This is a genomic window from Pleurocapsa minor HA4230-MV1 (assembly GCA_019359095.1).
Lineage (GTDB): Bacteria > Cyanobacteriota > Cyanobacteriia > Cyanobacteriales > Xenococcaceae > Waterburya > Waterburya minor.
Map to the genome: position 1 here is coordinate 25,915 of JAHHHZ010000026.1, position 16,434 is coordinate 42,348.

12 protein-coding genes and 1 pseudogene are annotated in these 16,434 nt (G+C 38.3%); 8 read left to right on the forward strand and 5 right to left on the reverse strand.

Annotation, left to right across the window (positions count from 1 at the left end):
* The first annotated feature begins 12 nt into the window (after positions 1-12).
* The 3 genes from KME09_18035 (at position 13) to KME09_18045 (ending at position 1,583) form a co-directional block, all read left to right on the forward strand.
* Positions 13-228 carry a hypothetical protein gene (locus KME09_18035; protein ID MBW4535841.1) on the forward strand — a complete coding sequence of 72 codons (216 nt, stop codon included), beginning with the start codon at positions 13-15 and terminating at the stop codon, positions 226-228.
* A 251-nt stretch (positions 229-479) separates the two neighbouring features.
* Entirely contained in the window at positions 480-686 is a 207-nt protein-coding gene (locus KME09_18040; GenBank protein MBW4535842.1) for a hypothetical protein, read from the forward strand.
* A gap of 255 nt (positions 687-941) precedes the next feature.
* Positions 942-1,583 carry a PAP/fibrillin family protein gene (locus tag KME09_18045; protein MBW4535843.1) on the forward strand — a complete coding sequence of 214 codons (642 nt, stop codon included), beginning with the start codon at positions 942-944 and terminating at the stop codon, positions 1,581-1,583.
* Between the two features lie 278 nt (positions 1,584-1,861).
* Here the strand turns inward: KME09_18045 and KME09_18050 are convergent, their stop codons facing one another.
* A complete protein-coding gene (locus KME09_18050) occupies positions 1,862-4,030 on the reverse strand; it encodes a DNA cytosine methyltransferase (protein MBW4535844.1) in 2,169 nt (722 codons plus the stop codon).
* A 197-nt stretch (positions 4,031-4,227) separates the two neighbouring features.
* Between KME09_18050 and KME09_18055 the strand changes: the two genes are divergently transcribed.
* Together KME09_18055 and menB are read left to right on the forward strand one after the other, a co-directional pair.
* The gene (locus KME09_18055) at positions 4,228-4,872 is read left to right on the forward strand and encodes a class I SAM-dependent methyltransferase (protein ID MBW4535845.1); all 645 of its coding nucleotides are present in this window, start codon (positions 4,228-4,230) and stop codon (positions 4,870-4,872) included.
* A 146-nt stretch (positions 4,873-5,018) separates the two neighbouring features.
* Complete coding sequence (menB, locus tag KME09_18060; GenBank protein MBW4535846.1) at positions 5,019-5,852, forward strand: 1,4-dihydroxy-2-naphthoyl-CoA synthase; 834 nt, start codon at positions 5,019-5,021, stop codon at positions 5,850-5,852.
* Between the two features lie 124 nt (positions 5,853-5,976).
* Here menB and KME09_18065 read toward each other — a convergent pair whose 3' ends face one another.
* A complete protein-coding gene (locus KME09_18065; GenBank protein ID MBW4535847.1) occupies positions 5,977-6,279 on the reverse strand; it encodes an RNA-binding protein in 303 nt (100 codons plus the stop codon).
* Between the two features lie 310 nt (positions 6,280-6,589).
* On the opposite strand from KME09_18065, the gene mgtE reads away from it, so the two are divergent.
* Together mgtE and KME09_18075 are read left to right on the forward strand one after the other, a co-directional pair.
* Positions 6,590-7,963, forward strand: coding sequence for a magnesium transporter (gene mgtE, locus KME09_18070; protein ID MBW4535848.1), 1,374 nt, complete (start codon positions 6,590-6,592; stop codon positions 7,961-7,963).
* Positions 7,964-8,054: 91 nt separating this feature from the next.
* Entirely contained in the window at positions 8,055-9,479 is a 1,425-nt protein-coding gene (locus tag KME09_18075) for a serine/threonine protein kinase (GenBank protein MBW4535849.1), read from the forward strand.
* Between the two features lie 71 nt (positions 9,480-9,550).
* On the opposite strand, the pseudogene KME09_18080 reads toward KME09_18075, so the two are convergent.
* The 3 genes and pseudogenes from KME09_18080 to KME09_18090 all read right to left on the reverse strand — a co-directional run bounded on the left by KME09_18080 (position 9,551) and on the right by KME09_18090 (position 15,475).
* A pseudogene (locus KME09_18080) lies at positions 9,551-10,912 on the reverse strand (IS4 family transposase).
* Between the two features lie 252 nt (positions 10,913-11,164).
* Entirely contained in the window at positions 11,165-11,989 is an 825-nt protein-coding gene (locus tag KME09_18085; protein ID MBW4535850.1) for a biotin--[acetyl-CoA-carboxylase] ligase, read from the reverse strand.
* A gap of 15 nt (positions 11,990-12,004) precedes the next feature.
* The gene (locus KME09_18090; protein ID MBW4535851.1) at positions 12,005-15,475 is read right to left on the reverse strand and encodes an amino acid adenylation domain-containing protein; all 3,471 of its coding nucleotides are present in this window, start codon (positions 15,473-15,475) and stop codon (positions 12,005-12,007) included.
* A 148-nt stretch (positions 15,476-15,623) separates the two neighbouring features.
* On the opposite strand from KME09_18090, the gene KME09_18095 reads away from it, so the two are divergent.
* Positions 15,624-16,385, forward strand: coding sequence for a ferritin-like domain-containing protein (locus KME09_18095; GenBank protein ID MBW4535852.1), 762 nt, complete (start codon positions 15,624-15,626; stop codon positions 16,383-16,385).
* The last annotated feature ends 49 nt before the right edge of the window (positions 16,386-16,434 follow it).

The following is a 16,434-nucleotide window of genomic DNA, read 5'->3' on the forward strand; positions in this document are numbered from 1 at the left end:
TAATTTAATTTAATGACCATTGAACAACAACTAGAACTGAAAGAAATTAAAAAGCTAATTAGCGATCGCTTTGATAAGCAAGATGAGAAAATCAATGACATTAGAATTGAACTTGCTGGGATTGAAGTCGATACTACATGGATTAAGTGGTTGTTTGGTGAGTTGTTAAGCTTTATCTTAATTTTGTTAAGTGTGATAATTACGGTAATTTTTAAGTTGGTCGGTTAAATAATTTTAGAGATTAGCGATCGCACCTACCACAACGACAATTGACCCTCTTCGTCGGGTAAATATTTTGTCATTCCATAGCCAGTCAAGATTTCTGTTTGGCGATCGCTTTTGGATTGGGAAATATTGAATCTGGAAATACTAAAACTGTTTAACAAACGTAGTAGTCATCTTTAGACAGATGCGAAAATCTCCAACAGCAATTTATAATTCTGGGAACAATTATACTAAACTAAAATTATTAAACGATTATGAACTTGAAAAAATTAACTTTACCTTTAATCTTAGGTTTATCTCTCCTGTTTGGAGCTTGCCAAGAATCAAACAATACTGAAGATGCAGGTGAAGCGATAGAAAATGCTGGAGAAGATGCGGGTAATGCTGTCAAAGAAGGTGTTAATGATGCAGGAGACGCGATAGAAGATGCAGGAGACGCAGTAAAAGATACAACTAATTAGTTTTGGCGATCCCGAAGGGTAGGCGCGACGCGAAGGACGCGAAGCTTATCCGAAGGTGTATACCGCAAGGGTACTAACTCCGTGTCGCCCTTTAGGGAATCCTTTAGGACTAGTCCTTTAGGGAAGCCTAATCGCTAATCAGCTTTTTCATCAGTTTGGCTCTTACTTACTTATTAATAGACATCTTTACAGAGTAATTACTGTTGTTAATTAATAGTATGTTTAAAAAGGGACAAAATTTAGGTATTCAAAAAAATGCTAGAAGTTCGGAATCGATTAGCGATTAAACAAAATTTACTCGAAGAGATCGAACAACTTAAGAACAACCAAAAAACTCTTGTCGATTCACCCATTACAGATTTAGAAATTCAACCCCAGAAAGTTCAGTTAATCGAAACATTAACCCAGGCTTTGGAGAAGTTAAACCCTTTCCCACGTCCTCTGTTGTATGCTAGTAACCTACTCAATGGTGCTTGGTTATTACAATATTCAACTGCCAGGGAAATTCGTTCTTTAAAACGTTTACCTTTAGGATTTTTGGTAGGCAAAATTTATCAAATTATCGATCTTAATAACGCTAGTTTTGAAAATAAAGCATGGGTGCAACATAGTTCGGGTTTATTATCGGGTTATGTCAGAGTAACAGCTACTTTTGAAGTTGAAAAGCAAGAAGATCTTCAACTTCCCAACCAAAAGATTAAGATCGATTTTAAACAACGTTTTTTAGGAATCAATCAAATTTTAGGGATTAAGACAAATTTACTCGATCCGATTAGAGTCGTAGAAGCAAAAAACCCAATTGGTAGAACTCCCAGCTTAGATCTCACTTATATTGATGAAACAATGAGAATTGGTCGAGGTGGTGATGGTAGTTTGTTTATTTTGACCAAAGCTTGAAGCGATTACCCTAAAGGACTAGTCCTAAAGGATTAGCTTCGCGTCCTTCGCGTCGCGTTCTAAGCGATCGCACCAGAATGGGTGTACCCTAAGGATCTTTAGTCCAGCAGCGTAATGAAGCTAGAAACAATAAAAATTATGCCCAAAGCGATCGCCTTCGGGATGAATTACAAGCTCAAGGTATTACTTTAATTGACCAAAAAGGTGAGACTAAATAGGTTCGAGGTTAAACAGCAAAAATTATAATTATCAGTTATTTTTGGTTCGGTTCATTTACATTATTCAAGAGTTTTCAAGATATTATTCCACTGAATTTTGTGAATAGCTTGTAATTCTTGATCTTGTTCTACAAGTTTTGAATAATCCTCAACAAATTTTTCTACTGATGTAATTAAGCGTAGATAATATTTAAGTGTCGGGATAATACCGTTAACAATAACTTGACAACCATGATTTCTGGCAATAAGTTCAATTTCATCTTGAATCTTTATTTCATCTGCTTTGTCTATATGGGTAGTTGAAAATATATAGTATCTTCTGGGATGATATTTTAATATTTTATCTTTTGCATTTAAAATCATTTGTAAGTTAATTGGTTTGCCATATTTAATTTCTATAGCTTCAATAACACTCTTTTTTTTATCAAAAATTTCAATGTCTCCTGCTGTTTTAGAAGTACTATCTGATGCGGTATGACTACCTAAATCTCTTAAACTACAACCTTTATATCTTTCAACTTCTTCAACTAATCTTAAATAGATAGCATAAAAAGCTATTACAGGTAGTTTAGAAGCACCAAAAGTTTTATATTTATGGTTGAAGTGAGCTTCCAAACAGTTTATTACTGTTGCTATATTTAGTTTTTCAGGATTAATTAGCTTAATAATAGAAATTTGATTGGCTTGTGTAGCTTGTATTACTTGAAAAATTAATAACTGAGCAATTAACTCTGCTTGATTAGGATTTTTTTCTACAAAATCAATGATATTTAAAAATGCTTCTTTTACAATTTTGTTACTTATTTTGCCATTGTAATCTAAATTATAAGGATAAGGCTGTTCTAAAGAGCGAGTCAACCAACCGCTTTCTGCCATAGCAGGCAAACCTAGTTCTTTGAGGGTAGGTGTAATGTATTGAGTATCTATTGTTCTACCAGAAAATCCTCCAGGCAGATTTGATTGATGATATCGAATGTCTTGAGTAGGTTCAATAATTTTATGTATTAATAAAGTTATTAATACGGTATAAACTCCTTTTTGCTTAGTACAATTTTGAGCAATAGTCTGAATGTATATAAATAATTGATTTGATAATGTATTTTTAATATCTGAAGATTTATTATATATATCTAATAGTTTTTGCTTATGATTCATAATAACAATCCCTGAAATATCAAGTTGTCTTGGTTTTGGCTGATAAAAATTAATATTATTCTTTTGTAATTTATGTTTTGGTGCTAATAAATTTTGCTTTTTGATTTGAATTGCTAATTGATAAATCATTGGGACAGGTACAGAGTTACCAATTTGCTTATAACACTCTGCTATTGAATTATGTATTTTAAATGTATCGGGAAATCCCATAATTCTATAACATTCTTTAACTGTTAATTTACGTACTTTATTTTCCTTGGATATATAAATAAAAAATCTTCCAGAAGTTTCTTGAGATGGAATTGTGGGATGAACTCCTTCTACCGAATAAATACGATTTGGTTGATGATGTACTCTTGAAAGATGCTGTGTATTTGGTCTTACTCCTTTCTTCCAGGTTGTTTTATCATTTCTATATCCAGCAAAAATTAAACCTGAAGGTTGCTGTTTAGGATTATCTATCAAGGTGTAGTCTTGAGTTTTTAAATATTCAAAATTTCCATTTTTACAAAGATAATCTTCGAGTTTTTTGATTGATTTATTCGTTTCAATTTTATTAAAATCAAATTTTTTATTTTTAGTGGCAAAGATAATTATTCTTTCTCTATTTTGAGGAAGACCAAAATCTTTAGAATTTAATATTTTATAATCTACTAAATATCCCAAATATTCTAAAGAATAAAGAATCGTATCTAACGTTCTTCCCTTGTCATGATGAACTAAATGTTTTACATTTTCTAAAAGCACAACACTAGGTTGCTTAACGGCTATAATTTCGCAAATGTGAAAAAATAACGTACCTCGTGTATCTTCAAAACCTTGTCTTTTGCCACAGATACTAAAAGGTTGGCAAGGAAAACCTGCGGTCAAAATGTTACAGTCAGGTATTTCTTCAATATTTATTTGAGTAATATCATTCTGTGGTTTGTCTCCAAAGTTATTAAAGTAGACCTCTTGACAAGCAGAATCTATTTCACTAGAGTACACACACTCATATCCTGCCTGTTCAAACGCCAATCGAAAACCTCCAATCCCAGCAAAAAGATCGATAAACTTTGCTTGGTACTTATCCACATCCGAACAATAAAGAACAGTCAACTAATATAACAAGATTTGGTAGAGATAAATTTATTAATTACCTACAGATAGAGAATAATTCCCACAGCGATCGCACGTAAGTCTAGCTAATTGGCGATCGCCTGATTCTGGACATCTGGAGATTTTGCTAGAATTTATAATGTTTAACAAAACTTTATAGAACTTTATTATTTATGCTGCGTCCAGAGCAAAGAGCGAAATTAGATGATACCAACGATCTTGATTTTTATGATTCTCCTCGACTAGTAACCCATGTAGACGAAGGCTTTATTGCTCGTCTGAAGGATCTCTATCAGCAAGAACTACAGCCAGATAGTCGTATTTTAGACTTAATGAGCAGTTGGGTATCTCATTTACCAGATGAAATGCAGTTTGCCCACGTAGAAGGACATGGGATGAACGAAGCGGAATTAGCCAAAAATCCCCGTTTAGATCATTACTTTGTGCAAAATCTCAATCAAAATCCCAAATTACCTTTAGATGATGCTGATTTTGATGCTGTTTTAATTACTGTTTCCATTCAATATCTACAATATCCTGAAGCGGTTTTATCGGAAATATATCGAGTGCTGAAGCCTAACGGGGTGGTAATTATCAGTTTTTCTAATCGCATGTTTTATCAAAAAGCGATCGCTGTTTGGCGAGATGGGACAGATACAGATCGGGTAAATTTAGTGAGAAAATATTTTCAGTCGGTTGATGGTTTCACTGAACCTAAAGTTGTAGTACATCAACCTCCCTTACCTGGTTTTCTCCAGATGCTTGGTTTAGGTGGTGGTGATCCGTTCTATGCAGTGATCGCCCGTAAGTCTGAATAGTAAGAGGCGATCGCTTTTAAAAGTAGTTGGTTAAATAATTTGTTCTATTTAAGCCGTCGATCTGGGGACGACATTTAGTTTAATTGGAAGATTCAATGATTTAATTTTAAGTAATGAGATTATTTGGCTAGATGTAGCAATGACCTATGCAAGTTGAATGGCAAACGACTAAAAATTACGCAGATATTATTTACCAGAAATGGCAGGGAATTGCCAAGATCACCATCAATCGTCCCCATAAACGCAACGCTTTTCGCCCTAAAACCGTATTTGAAATGTATGACGCATTTGTTGATGCGCGCGAGGATCCTACCATTGGCGTAATTTTTTTAACTGGCGCAGGCCCTCATACAGACGGTAAATATGCTTTTTGTGCAGGAGGAGATCAAAGTATTAGAGGTAAGGCGGGATATATCGACGATGAGGGTACACCTCGACTCAACGTTTTAGATCTACAGCGTTTAATTCGCTCAATACCTAAAGTGACGATCGCTTTAGTGGCAGGCTATGCGATTGGTGGAGGTCATGTGCTGCATGTGTTATGCGATTTGACGATCGCAGCGGACAATGCTATTTTTGGGCAAACTGGGCCCAAGGTAGGTAGTTTTGATGGTGGATTTGGTTCTAGTTATTTAGCTCGAATTGTGGGACAGAAAAAAGCCCGAGAAATTTGGTTTTTATGTCGTCAATATAGCGCAGTAGAAGCCGAAAAAATGGGTCTAGTTAATTGTGTTGTACCTGTTGAACAGCTTGAAGCAGAAGGAATCACCTGGGCTCAAGAAATATTAACCAAAAGCCCGATGGCAATTAGATGTCTTAAAGCAGCATTTAATGCCGACTGTGATGGGCAAGCAGGTATTCAGGAGTTAGCAGGGAATGCGACCATGCTGTACTATATGACCGAAGAAGGAACAGAGGGCAAACAAGCATTTCTGGAAAAACGCCAACCCGATTTTCAGCAATATCCTTGGCTACCCTAAACCAAGATCTGGAAAAACATAAAAAAAGGCGCTTACCAAAGTTGGCGAGCGCATCGGCGCAAACATTTGTTGATTTATGATCGAATGCTAAATCCTACAATATTGCTTGAGACATTTACTGTGTCTAGTAATTGCGCGACGACGAACCTTCAAAACTACGATTACCACCGCCACCACGATTATTGTCGCGAGGTCGGGCTTTGTTTACTCTTAGCTCTCTCCCCATCCATTCTGCACCGTCTAGATTTTCAATTGCTTTAGTTTCCTCATCTTCACTGCTCATCTCAACAAAACCAAATCCTCTAGGGCGACCAGTTTCACGGTCTGAGGGAAGAGAAACCCTGGATACAGTACCATATTCTTCAAAAACAGTCGTAAGATCTTCTTTAGTAACCTCATAGTTAAGGTTGCCGACATAGATTGACATTGATTGTCTCCTGATTTGCGAAATTTTTTTGAGATCAATATTGGGAAAGAAAGCTTGCCGATTTATCGTCAATCTATAGATACTCCAGAGCTTATGACAAATTGAAACAAACGTGTCTACCGAATTGAAATCTCTATTTTCTAGTAGATTAACACAGCCAAATTAAAAGGATTCATTAAAAAAAGGAAATAATCTTAAAAAATAACAAATGAATAAGATCTAATAGCTAATAGTTGAATAAAGAGTGTTTTATAGGCTGATAGCGAAGATGAAATAAGTAATAATAAAATCTGATTGATGGACGTGATGTATGACACCCAATGGAACTAAATATAATGAATTACGGCAATTAGTTCGCTCGCAGCTAGAATTACTGTTAGAAAGTGGCAATCTACAGGGAGCAAAATCTCTTTTAATTCCCGTACAGCCAGTAGATATTGCCGAGGCAATTGAAGGTTTACCAGAAGCTATTCAACTAATTGCTTTTCGCCTGCTTTCCAAAGGAGAGGCGATCGAAGTTTATGAATATCTTAATACCGATGTTCAACAGGCTTTAATTCAAGAATTTAAACGGCAAGAAGTATTAGACGTTGTGGATAAAATGTCTCCTGACGATCGCGCACGCATGTTTGATGAGCTACCAGCTAAAGTGGTGCGTCGTCTATTAGCTCAATTAAGCCCTAAAGAACGACAGGCTACAGCTATTCTCTTGGGTTATGGCGAAGATACAGCAGGGCGGATTATGACCCCTGAATATATCTCCCTAAAAGAGACTCTAACCGTAAGCCAAACATTAGAACATATTAGAAGTTTAGCCAATGCCTCGGAAATTGTTTACTATCTCTATGTCACGAGTACTTCTCGTCAGTTAACAGGGATTGTCTCGTTGAGAGATTTGGTCATCGCGGCACCAGATACTAGTCTGGCAGAAATAATGACCCGTGATGTGGTCTTGGTTCATACTGATACCGATCAAGAAGAAGTTGCCCGCACGATCCAACGTTACGATCTTGTAGCATTGCCTGTAGTAGATAGTGAAGACCGTTTAGTCGGGGTAGTAACAGTAGATGATGTGATCGATATTATTGAGCGCGAAGCCACAGAAGATATTTATGCTCTTGGTGGGTTACAGTCTGATGGGGATAACTACTTTCAAACCAATTTATGGACTGTTGCTCGTCGTCGTGTTGTCTGGCTATTGGTTTTATTGCTCACCAATACAGTAACAGGAGCAATTATTCGATCGCAAGAAGATCTTTTACAACAGGTAGTCATCCTCGCAGCGTTTATTCCCCTCTTAACTGGAACGGGGGGAAATGTTGGCGCACAGTCTTCTACAGTGGTCATACGAGGTTTGAATACTGATGAAATTCAAAACATGGGTGCAGGCAAAGTTATTTTCCGTGAAGCGACAGCAGGTATGTTGCTGGGTTTAATCTTGGGCGGGATGGCAACTGTTTGGGCTTATTTACTCCAGGGAAATTTGGCAGTAGCTGTGTCTGTCGGAATTAGTCTGATTGCGATCGCTCTATTGGCTTCGGTAGCTGGCTCGGCATTACCTTTTTTGTTTCGTAATTTTGGTTTAGATCCAGCCCTCATGTCTGCTCCCTTCATTACTACTGCTGTCGATGTTCTAGGAGTTTTGATCTACTTCTGGATCGCTCGAACTATCCTGGGTTTATAACCTGTGTACTATTCATTCTTGACTGTTGACTTGACTGTTGGATAATCACTGTTAGAATGGCGTTTGTTTTATGAAGATATAGAAGTTACTGATGGCTAGATCTGCTACTTCTGCCCTACGAGATGGAGTTATTCTCAACAATCGCTACCGAATTGTGAAGCAGATTGGTCGGGGTGGTTTTGGTCGAGCCTATTTAGCGGAAGATACTCAGCGCTATCGAGAATTATGTGTGCTGAAAGAATTTGCCCCCCAAGTAGAGAGTAATCATGAATCGCGCCAGGCAGAAGATTTGTTTGAACGGGAAGCAGGCATACTGTATAAGCTAAATCATCAGCAGATTCCGAGGTTTGAGGCACTTTTGCGAACTCGAATTGATGGTCGGCGATCGCTGTTTCTGGTTCAAGAATACATCAAAGGGGAAACTTACTGGCAATTGCTTCGGCGTCGAGGCAAATTAAGCGAAACAGAAGTCACCGAAATGATTTGGGATATTTTGCCCGTACTGGACTACATTCATAGTTCTGAGTTAATTCATCGCGATATTTCCCCTGACAATTTAATTTTGCGCGATCGCGATCGTAAATCAGTATTGATTGATTTTGGCTGCGTTAAACTTGCTGCTAATGCTGTTTCGAGATCTGCGGGACATTCGATCACGCTAATCGGCAAAAAAGGCTATGCTCCCGATGAGCAAATTCGCCGTGGTTTAACTATGCCCTGTAGCGATCTATATTCGCTAGCCGCCACCTCAGTAGTTTTGTTGACAGGCAAACAACCAGATCAGCTATACGACAGTTATCAAGGAAAATGGAACTGGAATCAGATCGAAGCTAGTCCTCACCTCAAAAGAGTCCTGAAGAAAATGTTAGCAGACAGACCATGCGATCGCTTTCAATCTGTTGACCAAGTTCGACAAGTTCTCTCTCTCGAAGACAAATCGGTTGTGAGTAACTTTAGTAACTTTATTTCTCGTTGTCGTACCCTAATCCTGGCTCCTGGCGATCGTTTTTCTGGCACTAATCGCTCTTACTCAAATAGCGCCCTGTTCCAAGCTACTTACAGCATTAGGCGCATACCTCAAAGAATAACTCGTCTGTTGATTAACCATAATTTTAACAGGGTTAAACCTTGGCAATGGGGCATCTTTACCTCGGCAATCATTATTATTCCTGGGCTAATTAGCTTTGCTCTAATCAACTATCAAATGAGTCAAACAGTCGCCCTTGATTTTAAGGATGATACTGCTGATGCTGATAATGCTGATGTTCCACAAGTATCCGTATCCGCATCCACTAGCCAAAAAGAACTAGATTTACAGCGTCAAATACAGCAAAAAATTGCATCTCAGGAGTTAGATACCAGTGCTTTTTATAAACAGGTTGACCTTATTTTTAATGAACAGTATCCTGAGCTGGCAGGTAAACAACTAACTAAAAGCCGCGACCATCAGCAATATCGAGAAGTCTGGTATCGAATTGCCCGTAGCTTGTTAACCAAACAAGAAAGACAACGCTAAGAGGATGTCTGAGAACTCAATTCTGTTATGCTTAGACCCTAGCAGATCCCCCCTAGCCCCTCGAATTTCGGCTACCGTGTACACACAAGTTGATTCTGAGAGAGTTTCCAGCCTAAGAAAATAGATTCAAATCGCCTCAATCCATGAACTAGAGTAGGCATTCCAGGTGGTCTCTGGGAGCGATAACCAGACCATCCACCTAAACGAGCAATTAGCCAAGTCGCCCAAGGTAAAGAATTAGAAGGATATGGGTTTTGTTGTTTTAAGGTCTTTCCTTGATAAGAAGGTGAAATTTGAGATAAGCATTGTTGTTGCTCGGAGTTAAAAGTAACACAAGCGGGTAAAGCGCAATTATCTCTTCCTTCAACCATTTGAAGTGTTCGCACCGCAATCGATAGAGCCAGCACAGTTAGTTTTTGAATGGCTAAAGGGGATTCTAACTGAGTAGCTTCAATATTTAATCCTGCTTTTTTGAGAGCTGCAAACAGTTCCTCGATACGCCATCGCCACTTGTACCATTCGATGACTTGTAGTGCTTGTTCGATTGACATCACATCATGAGTGGTTAACAATCGCCAATGAATTGGCTTTTGACTCGCAGGTGGGCAAACTTCTTCGACTTCGACACCGTAAAGAGTAACTGATGGAGGATAATCAAAAGCTTTTAAGGCTTCAGGTCGCTTAATCTTCACTCAACCAAAACGAACTTTGAGCAAGGCTTGTCTTCTTACACGCTCAATACGTTTGTCGGCTGGAACATTAATGGTATAAGTTCCTTGACAAGGCTGTTGTCTCAAATAACGATAAAGAGATTGTTCCTGGTCAAATAATCGACGATCTTGACGAACTCTGACTAATAAATGATTGTACCTATCGGGAACACTTGCCCATTCCTCGTATAAATCACTTTCGCGAGCGCAATAGTGAGTAACCATTTTTGCACCACCTTCGTTTAAGCATCTTTGACGAACTTGTGCCGATGCTAACCACTTATAAGATTCTTTTTGTTCTATAGGCAATTTTTGATAGTTTCGTTCGTATTTGTCTTGATGGTTAAAATCTCTGCTCCACAACTGTATAGTGCTTAATCCTAAAGGAAATCCATTTTCACTATCCACAATTAATGTTGGATGAATGTAAAATCCGACATCTATGTTATTTCCTACTACTCCCAAGTTTTCTGATTTCAGTCTTCCTACATGAGACTGCAAATTAATTTCGCTGCTGTCACTTATTGCTAATACGTGACGTTCTTCTAAGTTTTGTTGGCAATGCTGGGCAATACTTTGTCTTTGTTCTGATACTGTCACGTTTTCATGCTCCAAAAAGCGATAATATCCTACTTGTTCGGCTCTATTTCGACTTATTTGGCGGATTTTGACTGATTGATGTTCCTGTAATGCTTCATATAATGCTACCCCCTTTTGAGCAATCTTGGGTCTCCAAATGTCTTGCCTTTGAATTTTTCTGCGTGAACCAGTATTGGGTTGTCCATCTATCCTAAAATGTTTTTTAAGCTCCTCTGTGATAGTTTACTTTGACTTGTGTGTACACGGTAGCCGAAATTCGGGGGGCTAGGGGGGATCTGATAGGGTCTAAGTATAACAGAATTGAGTTCTCAGACATCCTCTAACAATCTACCCACTACCTACTACCTACGAACCGATTACTATTAAGGTTCTAATCTAACTCTGTACGGCTATATAGCCCAAACTAATTTGTCCAGGAGATAAGGTAATCATGGTAGATGCTCCAGGCGATCGCAATTTTACCTTCAAATCTCCCCCTGTAGTAACCCCCACAACCTCGCCAAGACAGCCATTAAAGTTAACCTGTTGTCCTAAACTACTCAGGATTTCCAAATATTGATCTAATAGCTTCTCAATCCCAACTGCCAAATAATATTCATATCCTAATAAAATTCCCCAGGATGCGATCGCCGCTAATTCTTCTAGAGAATTAATACTTTTAATCCCCTGTTCTTGCTGATAAGACGCTAAATTAATTCCAGTTTCAGGAACAGGATTATGCCAATTAATGCCAACTCCCACCACAGCATTAACTAGTTTATTTTTATGATTACGAGTTTCAATTTTAATTCCCCCTAACTTACGCTGACTCAAAATCAAATCATTCGACCACTTAATAGTTACGGGTAATTGATAATGTCTTAAAACCGTCGCTATTCCCCAAGCCGTCGCCATGACCAAATGAGGATAGCGATCGCTCTTGAGATCTAAATCTAGACCAACAGAGAGATATAGCCCGCCCCTTGCTGATATCCAACTATGTCCCCATTGTCCTTTCCCTGCGGTTTGTTGCAGAGCGATCGCCCCTAGAGGACATTTAATCCTACTATCAATTAATTCCCAAAGTTTACTATTAGTCGAGGAAATACAATCAAAAATAAACAAAGAAATTGGCTGTTTTTGATCTATTTGATGAGTAATTATTGGACTTTGATTAATCTGCTGCCAAACTTGTTGGTATGTTTTTAAACTAAAATTCAATTTAATTTAATTCTATTATAGGTACTGTTTGAGTTTTGCCGCCAATACTTCTACATTCGGCTCTTCAAGCATACTAAAGTGATCTCCTGGCACATGCTCAATCCTTAATTGAGGTGCTACTTCTTGATGCCAACCAACACGGGGACATAATCCTAATTTAATTTTATTACTAAAAAAGTTACCGCGATCGGCTTTGGTAGCTAAAAATAGGGATACTCGATCTGGGTAAGGTTGAATAATATAAGGGTCAACCAGGTGTTGCTCACTCTTTAATTGGTCTCTATTTTTGATTCTGTTGCTTAAATAGCTCAACTTATCTTTAATTTGCAGCTCGGCAAGCTTATCCCAGTTGGTACGCAAAGTACAGTTGTAATGTAGGTAAAATTGATAAAATGGGTGAGGGCCATCAGTATCTAAAATAGCTAATAGAGCTACCTCTTTACCCATAGCTCTAAGCTGTTGAGCAATTTCCCAGGCAATTAATCCCCCAGTGGAATAACCAGCAATTAGATAAGGAGCTTGAGGTTGGACAGCTAAAATATCTTCTAGATGGTGAGTTGCCAAAGCTTTAATTTGACGACCTGTACATTTTAAAGTGAAATAACCTGATTCCATTAAATAAAATGGTTGTTCTTCACTTAGATAATTTGCTAGCCCTGTTGCTTCTTCGCAAGCATTAGCGCAGAGAAAGAAAGGAGCTTTACTACCTTGGTTTTGCATGGCTACCATCAGTGAATGAGGTCGAGGGCGATCGCCTTTTCGACCCGCCATAATGGTTAACAATGCCTGGTAATCATCAGAACTAATACCATCTGGAGTGGGTAAGTCTTGAATTGTGGGCTGTCCCTCAGCAAAACAGCGAGCCATTTGTTCAACCGTCGTTAAGTTTGACAGAGCATTGAGGGGCATTTTTTGCTGCAAAGTTTGCTCAATCTCTTTAACTAAAGTCATCGCCAAAAGAGAATTACCGCCTAATGCTCGGAAATCATCTTTAATTCCGACTGGTTTAATTTCTAAAACTTGTGACCAAATTGATGTCAGTTTGATCTCTAATTCGCTACTGGGAGCGACATAATTTTCAGTGGCGGTTTGATTGACAAAATCAATTCGGGGCAGGGCTTTGGGGTCAATTTTGCCGTTAAGAGTTAAAGGCAGGGCATTGAGCGTCATAAAGCTAGAAGGCACCATATGGGTAGGAAGCTGTTGCTGAAGCCAGCGACGCAATGCTTCATGATCGACTATAGTGTCGGGCTGATTAACTATGTAACCGACTAACCGCTGATAACCCGTGGCGTTTTCTTGTACAATTACGGCTGCTGCTGCCACCCCAGAATATTGTAGGATAGCTGATTCAATTTCTTCAATCTCAATCCGATAACCGCGAATTTTCACTTGGCGATCGAGACGACCAAGACAGTTCACCGTTCCGTCGGCAAAATAGCAAGCCAGATCTCCAGTTTTGTACATCCTAGCCTGGGGGCGATCGCTAAAGGGATCGGGAATAAATCTTTCGGCGGTCAATTCAGGTCGATTGAAATAACCTCTCGCTAGGCAATCCCCTCCAATATATAACTCGCCAGGAATTCCTACTGGTAAGGGCATCAAGTGCGCATCCAAGATGTAGTATTTAACGTTAGCTAAAGGACGACCAATCGAAATTGACTCCTGCTCGGCTTTTACTTGATGGACTGAAGACCAAATAGTAGTTTCAGTTGGCCCATATAAATTCCATAAAGAAGCGCCTTTGTTGACTAGTTGTTTGGCTAGTTCTTTGGCTAAAGCTTCTCCACCCGAAAGCATTTTTAAGTTTTTACTACCCTGCCAACCTGCTCCCAAGAGTAGTTTCCAGGTAATTGGCGTACACTGCATCAAAGTAGCTTGAAACCTTTCTAAAGCTTGTAATAGTTGATAACCATCCATCGCAGTTTGCCGAGAAACAATCACTAATTTTGCGCCCACAATTAAGGGCAAAAAGATTTCCAAAACGGCGATATCAAAAGAAATAGTCGTAACGGATAAAAGGGTATCACTAGCATCCATGCCTGGTTCTCGGGCAATAGAGGTTAACAGGTTAACCGCAGTACGATGCTCGATTTGCACTCCTTTGGGTTTGCCTGTCGAACCTGATGTATAAATTACATAGGCTAAGTTACTAGGCTCTACGGTATCAGTTAAATTATGATTTTCTAGAGCGATCGCTGAGGGGATCTGCTCAAAATTAATCACTTGAGTTTGTTGTTGGGGAAATTTTTCTAATAACTCTTGTAAATTTAAACTTTGTTGAGTCAGCAATACGGCAACGTGCGCATCTTCTAACATATAGCCGATCCGATCGATCGGATAACTGGGATCTAGAGGAACATAAGCACCACCAGCTTTGAGGATTGCTAAAATACCTACTACCATGTCCAGCGATCGCTCTACGCAAATTCCCACCAAAACTTCGGCTTTTACGCCCATTTCTCGCAAGTAATGAGCTAGTGAATTGGCTCTTTGGTTTAATTCCTGATAGGTTAACTGTTGTTCTTCAAAAATTAAAGCGATCGCATCTGGGGTTTTAGCTACCTGCTGTTCAAATAATTGATGAATACACCGATCGTCTGGATAATCGCTCTGAGTATTATTCCACGTAGCGATTTGCGCTTTTTCCTCTGGAGTTAAAAGATCTAAAGTGGCAATTTGGCGATCGGGATCGGCCACAATACTTGCGAGTAAAACTTGAAAATGATTCATCATTCTCGCGATTTGAGCAGTTTCAAGTAGATTACTATTGTAGGTAAATACGCAAGATAGCCCTTCAGGCTGCTCAATAATTTTTAAAATTAAATCGAGATTAAAATCTTTCCAGTTAGGTTCTTCTAGAGGCGCTTGAGAAATATTTTGTAGTTCAAACAGCACCTGAAATAAAGCTGTATTTTTAGAATTCCGTAGTAGTATTTCAGCTATTTCTGAATTGATTAGCAAACTTTGCTCTGTTTGAGCATTCAAAGTAATTTGTAGAGTTTGAACTAATTCATTAAAACTATTTTTAGAGTCTAGTTGTAGAGGTAGTAAAGTAATATTTTGAAAGATGTCAAATTTATTCTGGATTGTAAAGTTAGTTCGATCTACAACAGGTGTCCCAACAATTATTTCAGTTTGATTTGTGTAGCGATAGAGAAGTATTTGAAGAGTTGTCAGTAAGATGGAATCCAAAGACACTTTCTCTTTAATACTAAGATCATTCAAAGATTCACACAGTACTTGAGGTAAAAGTAAAGATTTGCTGGCGGCAGTAAACTCTTTTATTTTTGCTCTGGTCTTGGCGGCAGGAATTTCTAATACAGGCAATTTACCTGTTAATAGTTTCTCTAAAAAACTGAGTCTAGATTGAATACTATTTAAGATTGGTAGACTTAATGTATCAAGATCTGATGCTTTGCTCGTATTATTTATATTATAATTCGTCAAAGCAGTTGATAGTATATCAGTATTTTCACTGTTCATCAAATTAAAATATTATTAAAGATTAAACTAATGATAATTTTAGAAATTAATCAATAATAAAATATATTTTGCTAATTGCCAATGAATGTTTTGCTTGATATTGATTAGAATAAAGTTAACCTGCAATATATACGCAACAAACATTGTCATGGACTTTATTACAAGTATTCTCAATACTATCGGCTCAGGTGCAACTGCATATATCCTGGCTAGCAGATTACGCGATCCTCAAACTCGCCCCAATACTCTGGCAGGCTTCCAAATGGCTGAATCTGGAGCAGTTCCCTTTCTAACTAAATTAGCAGCAAGAGCAACTGCCGAAGGTGATACCTGGCTAGCAGAAAAGCTAACTATTCATGCTGCTGATGAGCAACGTCATGGTCAAATTTTTGCTCATGGATTAAAACAGCTGGGTAAAGAGGTGAAAACTGCGGCTGAGATGAAGCAACAGTCAGAAACTAAATCAAACAAAGCTAAAAATTCTAGTCCTTTCTATAGCAAGTTTTACCGCGATTACGAACCAGAAGCCTTGAAAGCGGAAAATATTGATTGGCTGGTATTTATGGCAAGTACTTACATCTTGGAATTTGATGCTAGTAAAGATTTTGCCAGGATGGCGACAGCCCTACCAAATGATGAGCTTAAAAGTCGTAATCTTCGACAAAGTATTCTCAGCGTAGCCCAAGACGAAACTAGACATGCAGAATATCTTTATGCAGCAATGCAACGTAGATTACCTCAAATAGAAGTAGATGCTTTAGTTAGTGACTGGAGAAAGCGCAAAATAGATGCCATGTTTGCTATGGTGGGTGACATGATTCAAACTGGTGGTAATTCTCGTTCGCTAGTTAAAGATGGTGTTTTGACTGAAGTTGATGAGCAAGCTACACCACAATTGGTAGAAGTATAAAAGAGCTTTGCTTTCAACAGTGAGCAATGAACAATGAGCAATGATCATT